Source organism: Xenorhabdus sp. BG5 (assembly GCF_015163665.1).
Taxonomy (GTDB): domain Bacteria; phylum Pseudomonadota; class Gammaproteobacteria; order Enterobacterales; family Enterobacteriaceae; genus Xenorhabdus.
This window is the reverse complement of the sequence record NZ_JADEUG010000011.1, coordinates 25,785-49,298: the sequence shown is the minus strand read 5'-3', so window position 1 is coordinate 49,298 and position 23,514 is coordinate 25,785. Positions and strand designations below refer to the sequence as shown.

General features: G+C 44.1%; 20 protein-coding genes and 1 other RNA gene. 7 read left to right on the top strand and 14 right to left on the bottom strand.

Annotated elements, in window-relative coordinates:
* The first annotated feature begins 153 nt into the window (after positions 1 to 153).
* Positions 154 to 1,155: a tRNA-modifying protein YgfZ gene (ygfZ, locus tag IQ209_RS07840; protein WP_193850584.1), complete on the top strand. Its 1,002-nt coding sequence runs from the start codon at positions 154 to 156 to the stop codon at positions 1,153 to 1,155.
* A gap of 16 nt (positions 1,156 to 1,171) precedes the next feature.
* Complete coding sequence (locus IQ209_RS07835; protein ID WP_193850582.1) at positions 1,172 to 1,777, top strand: HD domain-containing protein; 606 nt, start codon at positions 1,172 to 1,174, stop codon at positions 1,775 to 1,777.
* A gap of 607 nt (positions 1,778 to 2,384) precedes the next feature.
* Here IQ209_RS07835 and gcvP read toward each other — a convergent pair.
* From gcvP to IQ209_RS07800, 7 genes are all read right to left on the bottom strand, one after another.
* Complete coding sequence (gcvP, locus tag IQ209_RS07830) at positions 2,385 to 5,261, bottom strand: aminomethyl-transferring glycine dehydrogenase (RefSeq protein WP_193850580.1); 2,877 nt, start codon at positions 5,259 to 5,261, stop codon at positions 2,385 to 2,387.
* A gap of 87 nt (positions 5,262 to 5,348) precedes the next feature.
* Positions 5,349 to 5,741 carry a glycine cleavage system protein GcvH gene (gcvH, locus tag IQ209_RS07825; RefSeq protein ID WP_193850578.1) on the bottom strand — a complete coding sequence of 131 codons (393 nt, stop codon included), beginning with the start codon at positions 5,739 to 5,741 and terminating at the stop codon, positions 5,349 to 5,351.
* A 22-nt stretch (positions 5,742 to 5,763) separates the two neighbouring features.
* Positions 5,764 to 6,861, bottom strand: coding sequence for a glycine cleavage system aminomethyltransferase GcvT (gcvT, locus tag IQ209_RS07820; protein ID WP_193850576.1), 1,098 nt, complete (start codon positions 6,859 to 6,861; stop codon positions 5,764 to 5,766).
* 373 nt (positions 6,862 to 7,234) lie between these two features.
* Positions 7,235 to 8,467, bottom strand: coding sequence for an FAD-dependent 2-octaprenylphenol hydroxylase (gene ubiI / locus IQ209_RS07815; protein ID WP_193850574.1), 1,233 nt, complete (start codon positions 8,465 to 8,467; stop codon positions 7,235 to 7,237).
* A 13-nt stretch (positions 8,468 to 8,480) separates the two neighbouring features.
* The gene (ubiH, locus tag IQ209_RS07810; RefSeq protein ID WP_193850573.1) at positions 8,481 to 9,671 is read right to left on the bottom strand and encodes a 2-octaprenyl-6-methoxyphenyl hydroxylase; all 1,191 of its coding nucleotides are present in this window, start codon (positions 9,669 to 9,671) and stop codon (positions 8,481 to 8,483) included.
* Between the two features lie 24 nt (positions 9,672 to 9,695).
* A complete protein-coding gene (gene pepP, locus IQ209_RS07805; RefSeq protein WP_193850571.1) occupies positions 9,696 to 11,000 on the bottom strand; it encodes a Xaa-Pro aminopeptidase in 1,305 nt (434 codons plus the stop codon).
* Positions 11,001 to 11,082: 82 nt separating this feature from the next.
* Entirely contained in the window at positions 11,083 to 11,670 is a 588-nt protein-coding gene (locus IQ209_RS07800) for a YecA family protein (RefSeq protein ID WP_193850569.1), read from the bottom strand.
* Positions 11,671 to 12,067: 397 nt separating this feature from the next.
* Here IQ209_RS07800 and zapA point away from each other — a divergent pair, with 397 nt between their 5' ends.
* From zapA to IQ209_RS07785, 3 genes are all read left to right on the top strand, one after another.
* Positions 12,068 to 12,373 (top strand): cell division protein ZapA, encoded by a 306-nt coding sequence (gene zapA, locus IQ209_RS07795; RefSeq protein ID WP_193850567.1) that lies wholly within the window; start codon positions 12,068 to 12,070, stop codon positions 12,371 to 12,373.
* A gap of 147 nt (positions 12,374 to 12,520) precedes the next feature.
* A non-coding RNA gene (gene ssrS, locus IQ209_RS07790) (6S RNA) lies at positions 12,521 to 12,704 on the top strand.
* Positions 12,705 to 12,758: 54 nt separating this feature from the next.
* The gene (locus tag IQ209_RS07785; RefSeq protein ID WP_193850565.1) at positions 12,759 to 13,355 is read left to right on the top strand and encodes a 5-formyltetrahydrofolate cyclo-ligase; all 597 of its coding nucleotides are present in this window, start codon (positions 12,759 to 12,761) and stop codon (positions 13,353 to 13,355) included.
* A 108-nt stretch (positions 13,356 to 13,463) separates the two neighbouring features.
* Here the strand turns inward: IQ209_RS07785 and serA are convergent, their stop codons facing one another.
* Positions 13,464 to 14,705: a phosphoglycerate dehydrogenase gene (gene serA / locus IQ209_RS07780; RefSeq protein WP_193850563.1), complete on the bottom strand. Its 1,242-nt coding sequence runs from the start codon at positions 14,703 to 14,705 to the stop codon at positions 13,464 to 13,466.
* Between the two features lie 270 nt (positions 14,706 to 14,975).
* Positions 14,976 to 15,635 (bottom strand): ribose-5-phosphate isomerase RpiA, encoded by a 660-nt coding sequence (gene rpiA / locus IQ209_RS07775; protein WP_193850561.1) that lies wholly within the window; start codon positions 15,633 to 15,635, stop codon positions 14,976 to 14,978.
* 164 nt (positions 15,636 to 15,799) lie between these two features.
* Here rpiA and IQ209_RS07770 point away from each other — a divergent pair, with 164 nt between their 5' ends.
* Positions 15,800 to 16,705: a LysR family transcriptional regulator ArgP gene (locus tag IQ209_RS07770; protein WP_193850559.1), complete on the top strand. Its 906-nt coding sequence runs from the start codon at positions 15,800 to 15,802 to the stop codon at positions 16,703 to 16,705.
* Here the strand turns inward: IQ209_RS07770 and IQ209_RS07765 are convergent.
* The 5 genes from IQ209_RS07765 to acnB all read right to left on the bottom strand — a co-directional run bounded on the left by IQ209_RS07765 (position 16,702) and on the right by acnB (position 22,523).
* Entirely contained in the window at positions 16,702 to 17,436 is a 735-nt protein-coding gene (locus IQ209_RS07765) for an oxidative stress defense protein (RefSeq protein WP_193850557.1), read from the bottom strand. The genes IQ209_RS07770 and IQ209_RS07765 overlap by 4 nt on opposite strands.
* A gap of 80 nt (positions 17,437 to 17,516) precedes the next feature.
* The gene (gene argO / locus IQ209_RS07760; protein ID WP_193850555.1) at positions 17,517 to 18,158 is read right to left on the bottom strand and encodes an arginine exporter ArgO; all 642 of its coding nucleotides are present in this window, start codon (positions 18,156 to 18,158) and stop codon (positions 17,517 to 17,519) included.
* 138 nt (positions 18,159 to 18,296) lie between these two features.
* Positions 18,297 to 19,169, bottom strand: a complete 873-nt coding sequence (gene mscS / locus IQ209_RS07755) for a small-conductance mechanosensitive channel MscS (protein WP_193850553.1) — start codon at positions 19,167 to 19,169, stop codon at positions 18,297 to 18,299.
* A gap of 191 nt (positions 19,170 to 19,360) precedes the next feature.
* Positions 19,361 to 19,732 carry a YacL family protein gene (locus IQ209_RS07750; RefSeq protein WP_193850551.1) on the bottom strand — a complete coding sequence of 124 codons (372 nt, stop codon included), beginning with the start codon at positions 19,730 to 19,732 and terminating at the stop codon, positions 19,361 to 19,363.
* Positions 19,733 to 19,925: 193 nt separating this feature from the next.
* Complete coding sequence (acnB, locus tag IQ209_RS07745; protein WP_193850549.1) at positions 19,926 to 22,523, bottom strand: bifunctional aconitate hydratase 2/2-methylisocitrate dehydratase; 2,598 nt, start codon at positions 22,521 to 22,523, stop codon at positions 19,926 to 19,928.
* A gap of 303 nt (positions 22,524 to 22,826) precedes the next feature.
* On the opposite strand from acnB, the gene IQ209_RS07740 reads away from it, so the two are divergent.
* The gene (locus tag IQ209_RS07740; RefSeq protein ID WP_193850547.1) at positions 22,827 to 23,510 is read left to right on the top strand and encodes a GNAT family N-acetyltransferase; all 684 of its coding nucleotides are present in this window, start codon (positions 22,827 to 22,829) and stop codon (positions 23,508 to 23,510) included.
* Positions 23,511 to 23,514 lie beyond the last annotated feature (4 nt).

The following is a 23,514-nucleotide window of genomic DNA, read 5'->3' as shown; positions in this document are numbered from 1 at the left end:
CATCGGTGGAATCACAAGATATATCGACAAGATGCGAAGCGTATCGCAATAGATTGGCAATGTATGCGTTATTCCCAATAACTCCTTTGCATCAAGCCACTTCTCTTTTACCATTAGCACTATTTCTTAGTTAATTGACTGGCAGGAGCTGTTATGACTTACCAAACTCCGTTTTCTGCACAATATCCATCCCCTTCTGCAACACTACCACTAACTTTAATTTCCCTTGATGATTGGGGGATAGTGACAGCTATTGGCGCTGATGCGAAAAAGTATCTGCAAGGTCAGATTACAGCCGATCTTACCTCACTGAATGATAACCAGCATGTGTTAACTGCCCATTGTGATGCCAAAGGCAAGATGTGGAGTAACTTACGTCTGTTTCAGCGTGGTGAAGGTTTTGCCTATATTGAACGCCGTTCATTGTTGGAAACCCAATTAACCGAATTGAAAAAATATGCTGTGTTTTCCAAAGTAACACTTGCCAAAGATGAAGCAAATATCTTGCTCGGTGTCGCTGGCACAGAGAGCAGGGAAGCGCTGACTATCCTCTTTCCAACCCTGCCTGATACCGAATCTCCTGTTATCCAACACGAAGCTACCACCCTCCTCCACTTTGCCCTTCCCGCTGAACGTTTCCTTATCGTCACGGATAACACAACTGCCGCTAAATTAACCGAAACGTTAATCGCAGCATGTCAACCGCAGTTGAATGACAGCCAGCAATGGCTGGCGTTGGAAATTGAAGCCGGGTTCCCAGTGATTGATGCTGCCAGCAGTGCACAATTTATTCCACAAGCCACCAACCTGCAAGCAATCGAAAATAGTATCTGCTTCAAGAAAGGCTGTTATACCGGTCAGGAAATGGTAGCCAGAGCCAAATATCGTGGGGCAAACAAGCGAGCCATGTACTGGCTGGCAGGTAATGCCACTTCCCTGCCTGCTGTTGGCGATGATTTGGAATGGCAATTGGGCGAGAAATGGCGTCGAACCGGTTCAGTATTGGCGGCAGTCAAACTGGTTGATGGCTCAATCTGGGTGCAAGTGGTCATGAATAATGATATGGAAGCAGGGAGCGTATTTCGTATCCGCGATGATGAAGGTAGTATTCTTACCATTCAAACATTGCCTTATTCACTAGACGAAGAAAAATAACTATTGAGGTTTTTTTATGTCATTAGCTGTACCTCCTGTTGATTTCGGCCCTTTTACCGATGTCATTGCGTTTCTTATGGAACTGGATCAATTAAAATATGTCCATCGCAAGACCAAGTTATTGAATAATACGCGCCATGAAAACTCCGCTGAACATAGCTGGCATTTTGCCATTGCTGTGCTTGGTTTTGCGCCTTATGCCGGAGATGTGGATATTAGCCGCGTCATGCAGATGGCTTTGATTCATGACATTGTTGAGATCGATACGGGTGATGTTATCGCGTTCGATCTGGCTGCCCGTGAAGCCATTCACGAACATGAAGTGAAAGCGGCTAACCGTATTTTTGGCTTACTGCCGGAAACCCAGAGAAAATATTTTCTGGAACTGTGGCACGAATACGAAGATGCCATCACGCCGGAAGCGCGTTTTGCTAAAACCCTTGATAGAATTATGCCGGTATTTATGAACCTGCATAACCAAGGACAGAGCTGGGTCGAAAATAATATTCGCTTTGAGCAAGTTTACAACCTGCTCCACTTTGTTTCCGAAAGTTATCCTGAACTATGGAAATACCTGCTGCTACAATTGGAAGCCGCAAAAGAAAAAGGCTGGTTGAAATAATTTTTCGCTTTTTCTAATCCTCTAAATCAAGCTGTCAGGTAAAACTGGCAGCTTTAAGATTCTTTCTTATCTCCTTTCTTAAGCGAAGCTCACGTTGTCAGATTCACCCCGTCTGGTATTTTAAGTTTTTAATGACGAAACGAACGCATAAATACATTAAATTATTTTATTAATTTAAATATATTACATTAGCAATTCTAATATTTTTTAACATAAACACAGTGGAATAAAGCAACAACATTCCCGCTATTTTTCGTTTTGACATATACACAACAGCGTATATATTAAGCGATCACTTTTAATTCATCAGAATTAATAAATATTTATACTTTCCTGAAATTAACAAATTAATTAATCTCAGCTTTGTTTAAGAATAACAATGTCGTAATCGCGTAGATTTAAATTGTTTTTTTCGATTTGAAGATATAAGTTGTATTAGTCCAGATTAGATCTGATACTTTGCGATTCTGTAAATAGGGAGGAAGCTCGATACTGAACATCTTTCTTAGAAATTGCACTTATTATGTGAACCCAAGATTGATAAAAAAGCAGTGTCAGAAATATTTCCTGACACTGCTTTTGTTGAGTCTCGTTAATTTATTTATAACTAACGATAATCTTCAATTGGCGCACAAGAGCAATGTAAATTACGATCACCGTAAACATCATCAAGACGTTTAACCGTCGGCCAGTATTTATTGGCTTTCGTTTCCGCAGTTGGGAAAACGGCAATTTCACGGCTATATGCATGATCCCAATCAGAAACCAGTTCAGTCTGAACGTGTGGCGCATTGACCAATGGGTTGTCTTCCAAAGGCCATTCACCACTTGCTACTTTGCTGATCTCTTGCCGAATTGCCAGCATTGCGTCAATAAAGCGATCAATTTCAACTTTACTCTCTGATTCCGTTGGTTCAACCATCAGAGTTCCCGCAACCGGGAATGACATGGTTGGTGCATGGAAACCGTAATCAATCAAACGCTTGGCGATATCCATCTCGCTGATGCCGAATTCTTCTTTCAGTGGACGAATGTCCAGAATACATTCGTGAGCAACATAACCATTACGTCCGGTATAGAGGATCTCATAAGCCCCTTTCAGGCGGCTTGCAATGTAGTTGGCATTCAGGATCGCAACCTGGCTGGCTTGTTTCAACCCTTTTGCGCCCATCATGCGAATATACATCCAGCTAATCGGCAGGATAGATGCACTGCCAAATGGTGCTGCGGATACCGCACCTAATGTCGTAACTTCATCCATTTCCACTACGGAATGGCCCGGCACAAATGGCGCAAGATGTTTTTTCACGCCAATTGGCCCCATGCCTGGGCCACCACCGCCGTGTGGGATACAGAAGGTTTTATGCAGGTTCAGATGCGACACATCTGCGCCAATAAAGCCCGGTGTAGTAATACCCACTTGTGCGTTCATGTTCGCGCCATCAAGGTAAACCTGACCACCGTTTTGGTGAATAATTTCGCAAATCTCACGGATGGTTTCTTCATAAACACCGTGAGTTGATGGATAAGTCACCATGATACAAGCAAGATTGTCACTGTGTTTTTCTGCTTTTTCACGCAAATCAGCCAGATCGATGTTGCCTTCTTTATCACAGTTCACAACAATCACCGTCATACCCGCCATATGAGCAGAAGCCGGGTTTGTACCATGCGCAGAGCTTGGGATTAAGCAAATATGGCGATGTTGTTCTCCACGGCTGGCGTAATAGCGACGAATTGCCAGCAGGCCAGCATATTCTCCTTGTGCGCCAGAATTAGGCTGCATACAGAATGCGTCATATCCCGTCAGCAATACTAGCCAATGGGAAAGCTGGCCGATCATCTGGTGATAACCCTGCGCTTGTTCTGGCGGGCAAAAAGGATGCATATCGGTAAATTCAGGCCAGGTAATCGGCATGATCTCCGCGGCTGCATTCAGCTTCATGGTACATGAACCCAACGGGATCATGGCTTGATTCAGCGCCAGATCTTTACGCTCCAGACTGTGCATATAACGCATCATGTCAGTTTCGCTGTGATAACGACGGAAATTATCATGTGTTAAAATTTCGTCATTACGCAACATGGCGGCTGGAATAGATTGGCTGCCTGTCGCAACTTCACAATCAAGAGCATCAATATCCAGGACTGAATCAGAACCTGTTATCACTTGATACAGGGTTAACAAATCATCACGGCTGGTTTTTTCACTCAAGGATACACCGACAGCACCAAGAATATCAGTACGTAAGTTAATCTGTGCTTTAGCCGCTCTTGCCAGTACCTGAGCCTTATCTGACACTTCAATCGCTAATGTATCAAACCATGTCTTATGACGTAGTGTGATACCCGCCTTTTGCAAACCAACAGCCAGAATATCTGTCAATCGGTGAATACGGTTGGCAATGCGCTTCAAACCTTCAGAACCGTGATAAACAGCGTACATTCCCGCAATATTGGCCAGTAAAACTTGCGAGGTACAAATATTGGAATTCGCTTTTTCACGGCGAATATGCTGTTCGCGGGTCTGCATCGCCATACGTAATGCTCTGTTACCCGCAGCATCACGGGAAACACCGATAATACGGCCCGGCATAGAACGTTTGAATTCATCTCTGCACGCAAAGAAGGCAGCATGAGGACCGCCATATCCCATCGGTACACCAAAACGCTGTGCAGAACCAAATACAATATCGGCACCTTGTTTACCCGGCGCGGTCAATATAACCAATGCCATGAAATCCGCGGCAACGCTGACAATGATTTTACGCTCTTTCAGTTTTGCAATCAGGTCGCTGTAATCATGGACTTCACCCGTCGTGCCTGTTTGTTGCAGCAGGACACCAAAGATCCCTTCTAGTTCCAGTACTTTTTCTGCTTTATCAACAATGACTTCAAATCCAAATGTTTCAGCACGGGTATGTACTACATCTAACGTTTGTGGATGAATATCATCTGCCACAAAGAAACGTTCAGCGCTTTTCAGCTTGCTGATCCGTTTTGCCATTGCCATCGCTTCTGCGGCAGCTGTTGCTTCATCCAGTAGTGAAGCTGAGGCAAGATCTAAATCTGTCAGGTCAATGGTGACTTGCTGAAAGTTCAGCAAGGCTTCTAATCGGCCTTGAGAAACTTCCGGTTGATAAGGGGTATACGCGGTATACCAACCCGGATTTTCCAGCAAATTACGCAGAATAACAGGGGGAAGAATGGCGGGTGAATACCCCATACCAATATACGATTGATAGCGCTGATTCTGATTCGCTATCGCTTTCAATTCAGTCAAAGCCTGTTGTTCAGTCACTCCCTCACCAAGCGCAGGAGGCTCTGATAATGCGATATCACGGGGAACGATTTTATCGGTCAGATCATCAAGAGAATTTGCACCTACTATCGCCAGCATCTCTGTTTGTTGTTCAGCAGAAGAACCAATGTGGCGACGAATGAATTCACCTTGATGTTCAAGTTGGATTAATGTCTGAGTCATTGATGATAATTTCCTGAAACTCGCTATGCCTTTTATCTTTCAAAAAAAAGCCCCATTCACAATGTGATATGGGGCGATTCAAAATAATTACTCGTCTTCTTCCAAGAGTGACCGATAACTTTCGGCATCAAGCAAATTAGCGAGTTCACTCTCATCAGCTATTTTAACGCGGAACAACCAACCTTCGTTATAGGGTTCACTGTTCACTAATTCGGGAGAATTTTCCAGATCAGGGTTAACAGCGATAATCTTACCACCCACTGGTGCGTAGATATCAGAAGCCGCTTTGACTGACTCTACAACAGCACAATCATCACCACTATTTACCTCTGTGCCTATTTCAGGCAAATCAACAAATACCATATCTCCCAATAACTTCTGGGCATGTTCGGTAATACCTACGGTATATTCACCATTGCCTTCCGAGCGAACCCACTCATGTGATTCTGTATATTTCAATTCTGCTGGTACATGACTCATCGTTGCCTTCTCCTTGTTTTTATCACTCTACAAGTGGTTTTCCCATCCGCACAAAGCCCGGTTTAACAACCTGTACGGGCATTTCTCGATTACGGATCTGGACAACCGCCTGTTCACCAATACCTTGCGGTACACGTGCAAGGGCTATACTAAATCCTAAGGTTGGGGAGAATGTTCCACTGGTAATCACGCCAGAACGCATTTCACCGGAATCATCAGTGAAGTTGACCGTTAAGCCACCACGCAATACTCCCTTTTCACGCATGACCAGCCCAACCAACTGATCAGTACCGGTTTCGCGTTGTCTTTCCAATGCCTCACGACCTATGAAGTGACGATCTTCCGGTTTCCAGGCAATTGTCCATCCCATGTTGGCGGCCAACGGTGAAATAGTTTCATCCATTTCTTGACCATAAAGGTTCATGCCCGCTTCAAGACGCAATGTGTCACGCGCCCCCAATCCAGTCGGTTTCACGCCTACTGCTAACAACTGTTGCCAAAAATCTGCCGCTTGTTCTTTGGGCAGTGCAATTTCATAACCTGCTTCACCGGTATAACCCGTCGTTGCAATAAACAAATTTCCCGACTGGAGGCCAAAGAAAGGTTTCATACTCGTTACCGCTTGCTTCTGTGCATCACTTAGCAATGATTGCACTTTAGCTTGCGCGTTTGGCCCCTGGACAGCAATCAGAGCCAAATCATCACGCACGGTAATTTCAACGTCATATTTCTCAGCATGTTGGTAAATCCATGCCAGGTCTTTCTCGCGGGTCGCCGAATTCACAACCATGCGATAAAAATTATCAGTGAAAAAATAGACAATCAGGTCATCAATGACGCCGCCAGATGCATTTAGCATTGCGGTATATAGCGCCTTGCCCTGTTCGGTGAGTTTGGCAATGTCATTGGCGAGAAGATAACGGAGAAAATCACGACAATCTGGACCGTGTAGATCCACAATTGTCATATGGGAAACGTCGAACATACCAGCATCAGCACGCACTGTATGATGTTCGTCAATTTGTGAACCATAGTGCAGGGGCATCATCCAGCCATGAAAATCTACCATGCGTGCTCCGCATGCCAGATGTTGATCATATAGTGGGGTGTGTTTTGACATTATTTCCCTCTTTACATTCTTGACATGAAAACATTCGTGACCTGAAAAAACATACGGCGCATTAACCGGCAGGTGTTGGATCATGAAGCAAAGAAGCGGTTAATCACGCAAACGATACCTTGGGATCAGAAGTTATCACTGAAATAGGAAATGAACCATAAAATAAATTAGCTGCATTGCCGCAGCAATTCGAAATGGCACGGATTGCCATGCAGAATTTTTGTCTGATTTATTGCACAAAAATACTCAAAATTTTTAACAAATGGCAAAAAAACAATCTTTTTAGATTGAAAAAAGGCTAAAGTGTGAAGTAAATCGACTTAACACACCTTAGCCTGATATGAGAAAAACTAATTCTAATTCATGGGCTGAATTAGATTTTTTCAACCGAAGCGGTTTGGGCGATCAGCCAATCAGGAAGGTCATTGAGTCCCATGGCATGACGAAGCAATTGTGGCTTCATTCCCGGTAAGTGATCAGCCAGTGTTAATCCAATTCCACGCAATAATTTTTTAGCGGGATTATTGCCATCAAATAACTGACGAAAACCCTGCATACCTGCAAGCATGACCGCAGCACTGTGTTTACGGCGACGTTCATAACGTCCCAAATAGAGATATTGACCGATGTCTTTTCCTTGCTGGTTTAAGCGGCTCAATTCACCTATCAGTTCTGCCACATCCATAAATCCAAGATTAACGCCCTGACCAGCCAGTGGATGGATAGTGTGTGCCGCATCACCTAATAGCGCCAATCGATGAGCAGCAAAATTACGGGCATAACGCCCCGTCAATGGGATAGTTTGTCGATCACTGATCAGTTCGCATTGACCAAGACGCATATCAAATGTCGCGCTTAATTGCCGATTAAACAGTGTCAATCCCATAGATTTGCGCTGTTGCGCAGATTCAGCCGGCTGTGACCATACAATCGAACATAAGTGAGGATCTGGCAGTGGCAGGAAAGCCAGTATTCCATCACCGTGGAAAACCTGACGTGCAACACCTTCATGAGGCTGCTCAGTCCGAATTGTCGCGACCAAGGCATGGTGTTCATAATCCCAGAAAGTCAGCGGAATATCTGCATGTTGACGCAACCAAGAGTGGGCACCGTCTGCACCAATGACCAAGCGTGAAGTCAGCATTCTTCCATCAGATAACGTGATAAAGGCTTCGTTTTCTCCCCAGGCAACATGCTTAAGGGAAGATGGGGTGAAGATCATGACATCTGGCAAATTTTCCGCACGTTGCCAGAGCGCTTGCCGGATCACACCGTTTTCGATGATATGCCCCAGGTGAGGCAGGCCATTTTCCACCACATTAAACTGAATACGCCCGAAACTGTCCCGCTCCCAAACTTCCATTCCCTGATAAGGACTGGCTCGCATTGCAAGAATATCTTGCCAGACACCAAGGTGAGTGAGTAATCGTTCACTGGCTGCATTGATGGCTGAAACACGTAACGCATATTCATCATTGACACCAAATGGCTTTGTCGGTGGGTGCTCTTCTACAATCGCGATGCGCAAGCCACTACCTTGTAAACCACAAGCCAGCGCAAGGCCAACCATTCCGCCCCCTGCGATCACCACATCAAATGATTGCATTTTTTCTTTCCTCTTAATCTGCCAATGGTGACTGTGCAACCCAACCTAATGTCTGGCGGGCAAAGAGATCCCGCATTGGGGATAATCTTTCCATTGTCTTCAAGCCAAGATTACGCCCTATTTTTAACGGTAAGTAGTCATTAGCGAATAACCTGACCAGCCCGTCCGTGAGTCCAATGGTCGTTTCACGATCTGCCTGACGCTGTTGCTGATACTGTGCCAGTACCTGATAAGAGCCAATATCCTGTCCAGAGGTGGCCGCTATTGAAATGACTTGTGCCAAAGCCATCACATCACGCATCCCTAAGTTAAAGCCCTGTCCGGCAATCGGATGCAAAGTTTGGGAAGCATTGCCTACCAACGCCAGACGGTGGCTAATTTGGCTGCTGGCGGTCGATAATGCTAAGGGATAACTATGTCGTTGACCGGTTTCCAGCATTTTTCCCAAACGCCAGCCAAATGCTTTTTGCAGCTGTTGGAGAAATTCATGCTGGCTCCAGTTATTGACGTCTGACTGTTTTTCCAGTGGGTGACACCATACCAGTGAACTACGCCCTTCCGACATAGGTAACAACGCTAATGGGCCATGTTTGGTAAAACGCTCGAATGCCCTTCCTTGAGGATGTTCAGAAGTCAGCACATTGGCAATAATGGCTGTCTGTTCATAAGATCGCCGTTGAAAGGGGATATTACACGCCTGGGCTATCGCAGAGTGACTACCATCCGCAGCGACCAGTAATTCTCCTGTCAGCTTTTCGCCATTATTCAGCGAAACCACTACAGAATTTTCTAAACGCTCAATGGAATTCACTGTAGCCGGACAGTAAAGTTTAATATTTGGAGATTGTTTTAATAACTCAAAAAGATGAATTCCAGCATCATGCAATTCAATCACATTGCCTAATGCCGAGATATCATAGTCGCTGGCGCGAATGTTGGTGAAACCGCTATTACCACGGTCGCTGACATGAACGTGAGTTATTGGGGTAACACAATGTTGCAGTGCAGGCCAAATACCGACCTGATGCAAGCGCTGACATGTACCATAAGCCAAGGCTATAGCCCTTGCATCAAACCCAGGATGTTCCCTGGTAGGTTCTGCTGCTTCAATCAAGGAGACTTGCAAGTGCCCCCGACTCAGCGAGGCAATAGTCAGAGCCAATGTCGCTCCCGTCATTCCTCCGCCCACAATAATCACGTTCATTATCACTTCCTGATTACTTTAACCTTACTGTGCCATCAGAGCTTCTATCTCATCGGGATCTTTCACGACAGATTCAGTCAGGTTTTCATTTCCTGTTTCCGTTATCACAATGTCATCTTCAATACGAATACCGATACCACGGTATTCCGGCGGGACATCCGCATCGGGTGCAATGTAAAGCCCCGGCTCTACAGTCAGCACCATGCCAGGTTGCAAAATACGATCGCGATCAACACCGTAATCGCCAACATCATGCACATCCAGCCCCAACCAGTGACTCAAACCATGCATGAAAAATTGACGGTAAGCATTAGTTTCGATCAATTGTTCGACTTCACCATGCATAATGCCTAATCTTACCAACCCCTTCACCATGACTCGTACAACCTGTCCCGTGACCTCGCTGATAGTGACACCGGGTCTGTACAGTTCCAGGGAAAGGTTGATGGCTTCCAGCACAATGTCATAGATTTCACGTTGAGGGCGCGTAAATTTGCCATTTACCGGAAATGTCCGTGTAATGTCGCCAGCATATCCCGCATATTCACACCCCGCATCGATTAACACTAAATCGCCATCTTTCATGCGACGTTCATTTTCAGTGTAATGCAGAATACAAGCGTTATCTCCCGCGCCAACTATCGTGTTATAAGCAGGATAACGCGCACCCTGACGGGTAAATTCGTGGTGAATTTCGGCTTCAAGCTGGTATTCAAACATACCAGGACGGCAAGCCTGCATCGCCCTGATATGCGCCTGGGCACTGATTTCCCCCGCTTTGCGCATGATTTCTAATTCAGCGTCTGACTTAAACAGACGCATTTCATGCAGCCACGGGCGCCAATCTGCCATGATCGTTGGTGCCTTGACGTTACGGCGGCTGTTTTTGCGCAATTTATCCAACGCACTAAAGACGATGTTATCGGCGTACTCAAATTCTCCTTGGGCGTGATAAACCACTTCCAAGCCATTCAATAATAAATAGAGTTGTTCATCGAGATCATCAAATGGTAAGGCGCGATCCACCCCCAATTTTTCCAATGCAGCTTCTTGTCCAAGACGACGACCAAACCAAATTTCCGCAGTCAAATCGCGAACACGATTAAATAACACACTGTGATTGTGGGTTTCATCGCTTTTGATCAGTATCAAAACCGCTTCCGGTTCACTGAACCCGGTCAGATACAGAAAATCACTGTGCTGACGGTAGGGATATTCACTATCTGAATTACGTGTCGCAAGCGGGGCCGAAAAAATAATGGCCGCACTGGCTGGCGCCATTTTTGACAATAGCGCCTGACGACGGGATAAATATTCTTGTTTAGTCATACCCTCTCCTGCAATTCCATATTGTTAGTTGGGATACCCCTTATCTTTCAAGGCTTGAAATTTATAGGGTGAATACCACCAATCAGTGCAATGTTGGTTTTTCATTTTTTGCACTGCCTGCGGCTTTAGGTGTCGCAAACGCGATATAACAGAGTTGAACGGCAACACGGACATATTCCAGTACTTCTTCAAGGGCTTGAGAGAGTTCTTCCTGATCTTCATCTTCATCATAGCCCAACATGCCGATGTTACGTAAATCGGTGATAACTTCCTGAATTTCTTTATTTTTTGTCAATTTAGGATTGGCTACGCCCAATCCGAGCAGAAAGTGGTTGACCCATCCCGCCAACGCTTCTGCACATTCAAAAACCCCCGCTTCTTCATCAGGAAGCAACAGATGGAACGAGAAACTACTGTCATCCAGCAATTCAAACGTCGTTTCGTACAATTCCCTAAGCGGCAGAGCCAAAACTTGAGAAAATGCCAGACCATCATTCGCAAGATCATGCACCAGTGTCTGCCAACTACTCTCGTGATTACCGCCATGATTTCCACTACATAGTAACCCACTGATTAAGCCATGCATTTCTGCTGCTGTCAGTGCAACGGACTGTTGATGCAAAATTTCATCAAATGATTGATAATTAGGTAATGAGTTTTGTATAGACATGTATATTGATCATCGTTGGCGATATAAGTTCATGCTATGCTACCATCAAGGGGAGTCGCTATACCAGACAGCACACACCGATATATCCCCAATCGATTTCGAGATGCCGCGTGATAGCAAGGGCACAAATCCCCAAAACATAGATACTTTATATCTATAACTAATTGACTGGGATAAGTGAACATTGCCCAAAAGCAGCAGCTTGGAGATGAAGGGAAGAAAAAGGGGCTTTTGGTATTGTACGGTAATGATTGGTGTCGGCCTTGTTTTATACCATAATTTACTTTATACCCAATAGATTTCAAATTACAGCTCTGGCAACAAAGCCGCAATTTGAGAGATATGGGATATATATCAACATCAAGGTATCGGCACAATAATAAATCAGGAAGGTGTCATGTCTGCACAACCAGTAGATATTCAGATTTTTGGGCGGTCATTACGTGTCAATTGTCCAACAGAGCAGGTTGAAGCGTTGCAAGCTGCTGCTGAGGAACTTGAGCAGCGTTTGCATAACCTGAAAGAACGCACCAGAGTCACTAATACTGAGCAACTGGTTTTTATTGTGGCACTGAATGTCTGTCACGAGTTGGCACAGGAGAAGATGAAAACCCGTGATTATGCTTACAATATGGAACAAAAAATAAAAATGCTCCAGCAATCCATTGAAAAGGCACTGTTAGAGCAAGGTAAAGTTACCTGATACTCCTACCCGTCAGCTAAATCTTGTTGATAAATCAGGCAGTAGTCACTACAGATTAATATAAGCAGTTGCTTTCTTCGTTTAGTTCCATACAATAGGCTTCATAGCGTTGCTTAAAGCCTATTTAGTTGGTTTAAGCAGCAAAAAATTTCTCTGAGGTGTTCGTGAGCAGGGAAGTCCCCTGAGCCGATATTTCATCTCTATAGAATGTGGTGCTACGTTTCTTGTGAGCATGCTTGGCTAGACCAAGAAGCCTAATAGCAACGACGCTGCGTTCACCTTGAACCAAGGGTTCAAGGGTTACCACCTGTAACGGCATCTTGGAGAACCTCTCACTCTTTATCTGTTTTGTATCCTTTTCTGCGTTAATTAACAGGCAGGTATCATGCAATCAGATGCTTCTTTTTCTCTGCGCAAATCCATCAGAAAAAAAATTCGGCAGCTACGTCAAAATCTATCTCCTGAACAACAATCGCAATTCGCCCAGCAAGCCGTTAAACAGGCTATGGCTCACCCTAAGATCCAGCAAGCTGATAAAATTGCCCTCTATCTCTCCTTTGATGGGGAATTAGATACACGTCCGCTAATTCAACAACTTTGGCAGCAAAACAAACAGATCTATTTGCCCATATTGCATCCTTTCAACCGGAATCACCTGCTGTTTCTCCGTTATTGTGCTGATATGCCTCTTATTCATAACCGCTTTAATATCGAAGAGCCTCCGTTGGATGTCCGGCAGGTTTTACCCATCTCTGAACTTGATGTCATGTTTATTCCTCTGGTCGCTTTCGATTGCACAGGGCAACGCTTAGGGATGGGCGGTGGTTTCTACGATAGAACCCTCGAAAAATGGCAACAACAGAATTTTTATCCGATTGGATTAGCCCACAATTTTCAGTTAGTTGAGAAACTACCTAGTGAGAGTTGGGATATTCCTCTGCCAGAGATCATTACACCAGAAAAAGTATGGCAATGGATATGAATGAGTATTCTATTCAGTGAGTAACAGGGGCTATTGTGCTTTCAATAACCCCTGATTTTTAATGTGTCTTGTTTTAATCAGTAATGACCTCTAACCAGCCATTATATCTTAGTAAAGCAAGCGAGAACGGATCGTGCCCGGTAAGGCTTTCAGTTTCTGCAAGACCAATTCAGCCTGGGCTGAATTCTGCGTCGTAATATCAATAACCACATAACCAATACCACTGTCAGTTCGCAGATATTGGGCATCAATATTGATTTCTTGCTCAGTGAACACTTGGTTAATACTGGTCAAGATACCTGGGCGGTTTTCATGGATATGCAGTAATCGGTTAGTATCCTTGGCATGAACAGGAAGCGAGACTTCCGGGAAATTGACCGCTGATAATGTAGAACCATTGTCGGAATATTTGACCAGTTTACCTGAAACTTCATAACCGATATTTTGCTGGGCTTCTTGCGTCGAGCCCCCAATATGTGGCGTCAGCAGCACGTTATCAAACTGGCTTAATGGTGAGATGAAAGGATCATTGTTTGTTGCGGGTTCATGAGGAAAGACGTCAATTGCCGCACCAGAGAGATGTCCTATTTCCAATGCATTGCTGAGTGCATCAATATCAACCACAGTGCCGCGTGATGCATTGATCAAAATCGAACCTGGTTTCATTAATTCCAGTTCTGCCGCGCCAATCATATTTTTGGTTGAAGCAGTTTCAGGAACATGCAGACTCACGACATCACTCATATTCAACAATTCAGACAAATGATGAACTTGCTGTGCATTACCTAATGGCAATTTATTTTCAATATCATAGAAATAGACATTCAGACCAATATTTTCAGCCAAAATGCCAAGCTGTGTACCAATATGCCCGTAACCGATAATACCTAATTTTTTACCTCGCGCTTCGTAGCAGCCTTTTGCTTGCTTATCCCATAACCCATTGTGGGCTTTGGCATTCGCCTCAGGAATACGGCGCAATAGCAACAACAGCTCACCTAATACCATTTCAGCGACCGAACGCGTATTGGAAAAAGGGGCATTAAATACCGGAATACCACGTTTTGCCGCGGCTTTCAGGTCAACCTGATTAGTACCAATACAAAAACACCCAACTGCAACCAGCTTTTCCGCTGCGGCGAAAATCTCTTCGGTCAATTGGGTGCGGGAACGAATGCCGACAAATCGGGCATCACGGATCGCTTCTTTCAATTCTTCAGGTTCTAATGCCCCTTTGTGATATTCAATATTGCTGTACCCTGCCGCTTTTAGGCTATCTACTGCGCTTTGGTGAACGCCTTCCAGCAGCAGAAATTTAATTTTGTCCTTTTCTAAAGATACCTTAACCATTTGCCCGCCCTAGTTGTACTCACTTTCATAATGCATATCGATTCCACCAAAATAACAAAAAAAACAGTAACGGCAATACAATCGATTGCTTATATTACAGAGTAAGCAACAGTAAATAAGTTGTTATGCAAAGTAAAATAATTCGTTACGGGATAAAGACAGGATTTTGAGGTTTTCTTAGACAGAAAAGTGATATATATCACTAAATTTTCTATTTTGAATAAATAGAAAAATATTTTGAGGGCAGATTATTCTGCCCTCAATAAATGATTATTCAGTGAGCGTCTTAACGCCATCCGCAGTACCTATTAGCACCACATTAGCGCCTCGATTAGCAAACAGTCCCACCGTTACCACGCCAGCGATACCATTGAGCTTATTTTCTAATGCAATGGGATCGATAATCGAGAGATTGTGAACATCCAGAATATGGTTGCCATTGTCTGTCACAACATTTTCGCGATAAACCGGTGTTCCGCCTAATTTCACCAGCTCACGAGCCACATAAGCCCGCGCCATTGGGATGACTTCAACTGGCAGAGGAAATTTGCCTAACACATCAACTTGCTTAGACGAATCAATAATACAGATAAATTTCTTCGCAATCGCCGCAATGATTTTTTCCCTGGTTAACGCTGCGCCGCCGCCTTTGATCATCTGCATTTGACCATTAATTTCATCAGCGCCATCAACATAAATATCCAAGGTATCAACCTCATTGCAGTCAAACACAGGAATACCAAGACTTTTCAATTTCTCAGTTGATGCCTCTGAACTTGACACAGCGCCTTCAATTTTATCTTTGATAGTGCCTAACGCATCAATAAAATGCGCTGCGGTAGAACCTGTACCAACACCGACAATTGTACCCGGTTTAACGTATTCCAATGCCGCCCAACCTACTGCTTTTTTCAGTTCGTCCTGAGTCATATTGATCACAACCTATAATCAGTTACAAGGAAAAATCTGACGGCTAGTATAAACAATATTGGCTCACCTCATGAAAAAATATGGCATAGTGCTGGTTAGGCCACATAATGATTTTTATTGAGCTGTAACACAAAAAAGTGCAAACACGGAGAATCTTATTTTCAATGAAACGTCCTGATTACCGATCATTGCAAGCATTAGATGCAGTGATCAAAGAACGTGGTTTCGAACGGGCAGCGCAAAAACTTTGTATTACTCAATCAGCGGTATCTCAGAGAATCAAGCAATTAGAAAATATGTTTGGTCAGCCGTTATTGGTACGCACTGTTCCTCCCCACCCTACAGAGCAAGGGCAAAAGCTGCTTGCGCTATTACATCAAGTGGAACTGCTGGAAGCGCAATGGCTTGGTGATGAAAATAGCAATGAGATCCCGTTACTGCTTTCCCTTGCTGTTAATGCAGACAGCCTGGCGACGTGGCTTTTACCGGCTCTCCACCCTGTTTTATCCGATTTACCTATTCGGCTAAATATTCAAGTGGAAGATGAAACCCGAACTCAAGAGCGTTTGCGGCGTGGTGAAGTTGTCGGGGCAATTAGTATTCAATCCCAGCCTCTGCCAAGCTGTTTGGTTGATAAATTAGGTGCTCTGGATTACCTGTTTATAGCCTCTCCTGCGTTTGCAAACCGTTTTTTCCCGAATGGCGTCACGCGTTCAGCATTACTGAAAGCCCCTGCGGTTGCATTCGACCATTTAGATGATATGCACCAAGCATTTTTACAACAGAACTTCGATTTATCACCGGGAAGTGTTCCCTGCCACATCGTGAATTCTTCCGAAGCATTCGTTCAATTGGCAAAACAAGGTTCGACTTGTTGCATGATCCCACACTTACAAATCGACAAAGAGCTAAAAGCCGGTGAGTTAATCGATCTAACACCAGGACTATGCCAACGCCGTATGCTGTATTGGCATCGTTTTGCGCCTGAAAGTGGAACGATGAGAAAAGTCACTGACACCCTGCTAAAACGAGGGCGCCAGATGTTACGTCAGGAAGATGAAACTCATTAACGCTGTAATTCAAAAACAGCATCAACGTGATCAGAAAATTCAATACTCTGTGGCTCATAAGTCTCACTGGCAGAGGCAGAAGCGGGAGCTGCCAACAAATCTGTCTGGTATTTCAGACGACTCATTGGGATAGGCTCAGCTTCAGGTGCACGGTAACTAATGCTATATACAGGACCTAATTTACTGTTGAATCCTTTTGCCAATGTAGTTGCCTGTTGAATGGCATTCTCAATAGCTTTTTGTCTGACTTCATCGCGGTAACGTTGCGGATTGCTGACACCAAACTGGACAGAGTTAATTTCATTCAGCCCTGCTTTCAGGGCACCATCCAATAAGGCATTCAGTTGCTCTAACTTGTGAACTTTCACTTCAACTGAACGCGATGCCCGATAACCTGTAATACTCGATTTTCCACTCTTTTGTTCATATTGATATTCTGGCTGGGTGCGTAAATTAGCAGCATCAATATCTTTCTTTTCGATGCCACTGTTTTTCAGAAAATCAAAATATTTCGCAACCCGTTCATCGACTTTTTTCTTTGCTTCTGCTGCACTCTTTTGCGTTTCACTCACATGGATTACCAAAGTAGCCATATCTGGCGTCGCTTTAACTATCGCGTTACCAGAGGTGGAAATATGTGGAATAGAGAGTGCGTCAGCAGCGGAAGCAGTCATGCAAGACAGGCTACCTAAAGCCATCATTGCGGCCAATACCAGTGATTTACGTTTCACAAGACCTCCTAAAGTTACATGAGTAAGGTGCGCCCAGAAACATTAGCACACTATCTACAGAGAAGTAATCTATAGCGTATCTATGGAGAAATATTGTAATTAATAAAAAATCTATATCCTTGCTGAATTAAGTTCCAGGCGATATACCACATCACACAGCCAACGAAGATATTGATGATCCGTTGTGCTCTGGGCCGATTAAGCACAGGTGCAAACCACGCCGACAAGAATGACAAGGCAAAAAACCAGCTGATCGAAGCCATTATCGCTCCGGTGGTAAACCACGGCCGAAGCTCGGCTGACAATTGTCCTCCTATGCTTCCCAAGACGACAATGGTATCCAAATAAACATGAGGATTCAGCCATGTCACAGCGAATAACGTTACTATAACCCGCCAACGGCTTTGGACAATTTTTTCAGTACGGGAACATTCGACTTCTGCCGATAATGCTGCTCGAAAAGCGCCCCATCCATACCAGAGTAAAAATGCAACGCCTCCCCATGTCACAGTTTGCAATAAAAGTACCGATTGTCCCAGCAAGGCACTGCCACCAAATATCCCCGCGATGATGAGCAAAGAATCACTGGTGGAACATAATGTTGCACTCATTAAATGGAACTGCTTCCTACTCCCTTGCTGCATGATAAATACATTTTGTGGCCCAAGTGGAAGGATCATTGCGGCACTAAGAAAAAATCCCTGAATAAATGTTGATAACATGCAAATATCCCTAATAATTATTCAATTAGTTACGATATCAATGCATATTAAACAAGATAATGCATTAGTAAAAATGAATGGTTCTAATACATCATTAGGAAAAGTGATGTGGGAAATGCCCACATCACGATATCTTGATTATTCGTCTGCCTTCTTCTGTAAGGCACTATTTTGCTGATGCAGATAAACATCCATTTGCGGGAAAGGAATGCCGATATTGTGTTTATCTAAGGCACGCTTAAAGTTTTCCATCAAATCCCAATAGACATTCCAGGCATCACCATTGGAGGTCCACACACGCACAATAAAGTTCAATGACGAAGGCGCCATTTCATGCAGGCGGATAGTGACACCTTTTTCATGTTGAATGCGTTGATCTTCTTGAATCACATCACTCAATACTCTTTTGACTTCATCAATATCTGCATCATATGCAACCCCCACCATAATCTGGGTACGGCGGTCAGGTTCACGGGTAGTATTAATAATATTGTCTGCAATAATTTTACCGTTGGGGATCACAACGATACGGCCATCTGCCGTGCGCAGTGTTGTCGAGAAAATCTGTACTTGCATGACAGTTCCCTCCACAGCACCAATGCTGACATATTCGCCAGTACGAAGTGGGCGGAAAATCACCAGTAAAACACCGGCAGCAAAATTAGACAGTGAGCCTTGTAAGGCCAGACCTACCGCCAAACCCGCAGCACCGATGACTGCAATCACAGATGCAGTCTGAATACCCAATTTCCCAAGAACAGCAATAATCGTAAATGCTATGATAGCATAACGAATAATTGCGGAGAGGAAATCAGAAATGGTGGTATCAATGCCACGCAGTGACATAACACGCTTAACTGCTTTATTAACTAACTTGGCAACAAATAAACCAACGATAAGAATCAAAATGGCAGATACAATGTTTACCGCATACTGAATCAATAGATCCTGATTGTTGGTAAACCAGCTTGCCGCTTTATCAATCTCATGTGACAGATTGATCTTTTCCATACAAAGCCCACCGTTATTGTTGGAACCTATCTCCATTCAGTGCCGTTATTCACAACGAACGCCACCAGCAGGTATAGGCTCCTGTTCAAAAATAATTTTCTGCTCAAAAAATAGAAAGCTACTATCACAACACAAGAATGTAATGGAATATAGATTATGGCAGAAAGCCTTCATTGCTTGAACACGAATACTTACGTTTTATTTTTTTGCAAAATAAATTCTCTGTAATCAGCTAGCATACCGATAAAATCATCTGTCCCACAAAAAGCCAGACTCTCGTCATCGTAGTAACTCATTCCTTCTTCTATAACCTCTGTATCAAATTGAAGTTGATTAGCCCTGATCATGATCTCAGCTTCACTCATCAATAGCGTATATTCATGACCAGCCAACTGCCACTGACGTTCACTTCCTTTAATCTCTTGCAAGGCCACAATAATTTTATCCAATACACGCAAATCGCCTTTCACTTCTTCATTCAACCAATGACCAATGGCTTCATGATCCATTGAAAAGAATGTTGTTACTTGGCCGGTAATATCCTGCATAAATTCATATTCCATCACATACCCCCTCACCTACTATTTTTACAGATGCCAAAGAATTCCATTTGGATTTTAAACAGTTCTGCTACTTCCACCTCTGAAGCAGTCCACAAACTGAGACAAAAACTACTACGAAATAGTTATAATTTGGTAGGCAGGAAAACAAAAAAAGGGGAAGCATTTGCCTCCCCATGCATTGCAATATACTTTTTTATACTGCGGTTTGGAAGATCACATCATCCGCTTTCTCTGTGTATTGATTCAATTGATCAAAATTGAGGTAGCGATAAGTATCCGCTGCGGTTTCATCGACTTTACCCATGAACTGCAAATACTCTTCTGGCGTTGGCAAACGCCCCAACAGTGAAGCTACAGCCGCCAGCTCCGCCGAAGCAAGGTAGACATTTGCACCGGACCCCAGGCGGTTAGGGAAATTACGAGTAGAAGTGGATACCACGGTTGCCCCATCCGCCACACGCGCCTGATTCCCCATGCACAATGAACAACCAGGGATCTCAATACGTGCCCCGCTCTTGCCGAAAACGCTGTAATAACCTTCTTCCGTCAATTGGGCGGCGTCCATTTTAGTCGGAGGAGCAACCCACAAGCGAGTTGGTAACTGACCGTTATGCTGATCCAGCAATTTACCCGCCGCACGGAAATGACCAATATTCGTCATGCAAGAGCCAATGAAAACTTCGTCAATTTTGCTGTTAGCCACTTCAGATAACAGGCGAGCATCATCAGGATCATTAGGTGCACATAAAATAGGCTCTTTAATGTCTGCCAGATCGATCTCAATAACGGCTGCGTATTCAGCATCTGCGTCCGCTTCCAACAATTGAGGATCATTCAGCCAGTTTTCCATACCAATAATACGGCGTTCCAATGTCCGACGATCACCATAACCCTCCGCAATCATCCATTTCAGCAAGACGATGTTAGACTGCAAGTATTCAATGATTGGCTCTTTATCCAGCTTAATAGTACATCCTGCCGCAGAACGTTCCGCAGAGGCATCAGCCAACTCAAATGCCTGCTCGACTTTGAGTTCAGGCAAACCTTCAATCTCAAGAATACGGCCAGAGAAGATGTTTTTCTTGCCTTTCTTTTCAACAGTCAGCAAACCTTGTTGAATCCCATAATAAGGAATGGCATGAACCAGATCACGCAAGGTTATTCCAGGCTGCATTTTTCCTTTAAAGCGAACCAGTACGGATTCTGGCATATCCAACGGCATGACCCCCGTAGCCGCAGCAAATGCCACCAGGCCTGAACCAGCCGGGAAAGAAATACCAATGGGGAAACGGGTATGGGAATCTCCGCCTGTACCCACCGTATCTGGCAATAACATGCGGTTCAACCATGAGTGGATAATACCATCTCCCGGACGCAGCGATACCCCACCACGGTTCATAATGAAATCAGGCAAAGTATGGTGCGTCGTCACATCAACCGGTTTTGGATAAGCAGCCGTATGGCAGAATGATTGCATGACCAGATCCGCAGAGAAACCCAGACACGCCAAATCTTTCAATTCATCTCGCGTCATTGGCCCCGTGGTATCCTGAGAACCCACAGAGGTCATCTTAGGTTCACAATATTCCCCTGGGCGAATACCACTTTTACCGCAGGCACGGCCAACCATTTTCTGCGCCAATGAGAAGCCACGCTCACTTTTCGCAACCGCTTTTGCCTGACGGAATACATCACTGTGTGGTAAACCCAGTGACTCGCGCGCCTTACCAGTCAAACCGCGGCCAATAATCAATGGAATACGGCCACCGGCACGTACTTCATCAATCAATACATCGGTTTTCAGGGCAAAAGTAGCCAATAACTCATCAGTTTCGTGATGGCGGATCTCACCTTTATAGGGATAGATATCAATCACATCGCCCATATTCAGTTTGGCAACATCCACCTCAATGGGCAACGCACCTGCATCTTCCATCGTGTTGAAGAAAATGGGGGCAATTTTTCCGCCCAAGACCACACCTGCACCACGTTTATTGGGGACAAACGGAATATCTTCTCCCATAAACCACAATACAGAGTTAGTTGCCGATTTACGGGAAGAGCCAGTACCGACAACATCGCCAACGTAGGCCAATGGATAACCTTTCTTGCTCAAGGCTTCGATTTGCTTAATCGGGCCTACGACGCCGGCCTGATCAGGCTCAATACCTTCACGAGCATTCTTGAGCATTGCCAATGCATGTAGGGGGATATCAGGGCGTGACCACGCATCTGGTGCAGGAGAAAGATCATCGGTGTTGGTTTCACCAGTAACCTTAAAGACGGTAACAGTGATTTTTTCTGCTAATTCAGGACGCCCAAGGAACCATTCTGCATCAGCCCACGACTGCATGATTTGTTTGGCATGGACATTACCTACTTTGGCTTTCTCTTCCACATCATAAAAACTGTCGAACATCAGCAAAGTATGAGAAAGTGCTTTCGCCGCAATGGGAGCCAGCTTTTCATCATCCAGGGCATCAATTAAAGCGTGGATATTATACCCACCCTGCATGGTTCCCAATAATTCAATGGCTTTTTCCTGTGTCACCAAAGGAGAAGTCGTTTCTCCCTTAGCTACGGCAGCAAGGAAACCGGCTTTAACATAAGCCGCTTCATCTACACCAGGAGGGACACGATTGGTCAGTAGATCTAGTAGGAAATCTTCTTCACCTTTAGGTGGATTCTTCAGTAATTCAACCAGCGCTGCTGCTTGAGCTGCGTCTAACGGCTTAGGGACGATGCCTTGAGCTGCACGCTCGGCTACGTGCTTGCGGTATTCTTCTAGCACGACTTTCTCCTCGCTCTCATTGTCATTTTATATACCCGGCTGTCAGCACCCGTTAACGATCATTGGAAATGATCATCTAAAAACAATTACTAAGGGTGCAAGGTCAGAGGATTTTGCTCGCATAACATCAGAATTATGCTCAGCTTCGGGCGTTTAGCATACCAAAATTTGAATAGCATGTTAATTCATTCACATAAAATCAACATTGAACCATAATAAAATTCTGGATAAATGAGTCTGGAGGGTGTATTCAATGGAACGTGGTACAAAAATCTTTCAATATCACTAAACAAGGATATCATCATGCCTAATAGAGAAGAACATGACGCGATATCAGTAGCAAGTCATCATCCTACAAGTCTTGTGGCGGAACAATTCTACCCTGAATATCAAGCCAAAATTAAGGAGGTCAGTCAACAGGATATGCTATTTGTACTTAATGCACTCCAGGAGAATGAATCCAGGTGGTTTTATAGACCTATAATGGGAATGTTTAGCAATAGGAATGCTACATTCATTAGTACATGTAATTCCATAAGAAACACTTTTAATTCTAGATATGTTACCAGTGGTATACAGGGTTATCGTCATTTTATCTGTTCAAGTTCAGTTACAGATAAGGTTGTTGGGATCATCATATTTAATCCCGACAGCCCCAATATATCTGATAATGAAGTTGACCAAATCTCATTCATAGTCACCTATCCTAACGGTTATGGGTATGGTGGCCTGCTGATTCAACATGTGGTTAATATATCCCTCGGATTAGGGCATAAAGGCATATTAGACGTCAGAGCAGAGCCTGATGCGGAAATTTTTTACCAAAAATTAGGTTTTGAATATATGAATAACTGTAACTTTTTAGGTTTAAAACAAATGAAGTTAAATCCTGGCGCTAGTGATAAGTGGCGTAAAATTAATGGAAAATATCAAATCAAAAGAACTCCCCGTCCACATAATACAAATTGGCAATGCCATTTACTGTAGACTC

Excerpts from the sequence above, each read along its gene's own strand:
- mscS (WP_193850553.1), bottom strand. The coding sequence starts at position 19,169 with ATGGAAAAGATCAATCTGTCACATGAGATTGATAAAGCGGCAAGCTGG.
- gcvH (WP_193850578.1), bottom strand. The coding sequence starts at position 5,741 with ATGAGTCATGTACCAGCAGAATTGAAATATACAGAATCACATGAGTGG.
- gcvP (WP_193850580.1), bottom strand. The coding sequence starts at position 5,261 with ATGACTCAGACATTAATCCAACTTGAACATCAAGGTGAATTCATTCGT.
- IQ209_RS07785 (WP_193850565.1), top strand. The coding sequence starts at position 12,759 with ATGCAATCAGATGCTTCTTTTTCTCTGCGCAAATCCATCAGAAAAAAA.
- ygfZ (WP_193850584.1), top strand. The coding sequence starts at position 154 with ATGACTTACCAAACTCCGTTTTCTGCACAATATCCATCCCCTTCTGCA.
- ubiI (WP_193850574.1), bottom strand. The coding sequence starts at position 8,467 with ATGCAATCATTTGATGTGGTGATCGCAGGGGGCGGAATGGTTGGCCTT.
- IQ209_RS07740 (WP_193850547.1), top strand. The coding sequence starts at position 22,827 with ATGCCTAATAGAGAAGAACATGACGCGATATCAGTAGCAAGTCATCAT.
- serA (WP_193850563.1), bottom strand. The coding sequence starts at position 14,705 with ATGGTTAAGGTATCTTTAGAAAAGGACAAAATTAAATTTCTGCTGCTG.
- argO (WP_193850555.1), bottom strand. The coding sequence starts at position 18,158 with ATGTTATCAACATTTATTCAGGGATTTTTTCTTAGTGCCGCAATGATC.
- IQ209_RS07800 (WP_193850569.1), bottom strand. The coding sequence starts at position 11,670 with ATGTCTATACAAAACTCATTACCTAATTATCAATCATTTGATGAAATT.
- zapA (WP_193850567.1), top strand. The coding sequence starts at position 12,068 with ATGTCTGCACAACCAGTAGATATTCAGATTTTTGGGCGGTCATTACGT.
- IQ209_RS07770 (WP_193850559.1), top strand. The coding sequence starts at position 15,800 with ATGAAACGTCCTGATTACCGATCATTGCAAGCATTAGATGCAGTGATC.
- rpiA (WP_193850561.1), bottom strand. The coding sequence starts at position 15,635 with ATGACTCAGGACGAACTGAAAAAAGCAGTAGGTTGGGCGGCATTGGAA.
- gcvT (WP_193850576.1), bottom strand. The coding sequence starts at position 6,861 with ATGTCAAAACACACCCCACTATATGATCAACATCTGGCATGCGGAGCA.
- IQ209_RS07750 (WP_193850551.1), bottom strand. The coding sequence starts at position 19,732 with ATGGAATATGAATTTATGCAGGATATTACCGGCCAAGTAACAACATTC.
- pepP (WP_193850571.1), bottom strand. The coding sequence starts at position 11,000 with ATGACTAAACAAGAATATTTATCCCGTCGTCAGGCGCTATTGTCAAAA.
- ubiH (WP_193850573.1), bottom strand. The coding sequence starts at position 9,671 with ATGAACGTGATTATTGTGGGCGGAGGAATGACGGGAGCGACATTGGCT.
- IQ209_RS07835 (WP_193850582.1), top strand. The coding sequence starts at position 1,172 with ATGTCATTAGCTGTACCTCCTGTTGATTTCGGCCCTTTTACCGATGTC.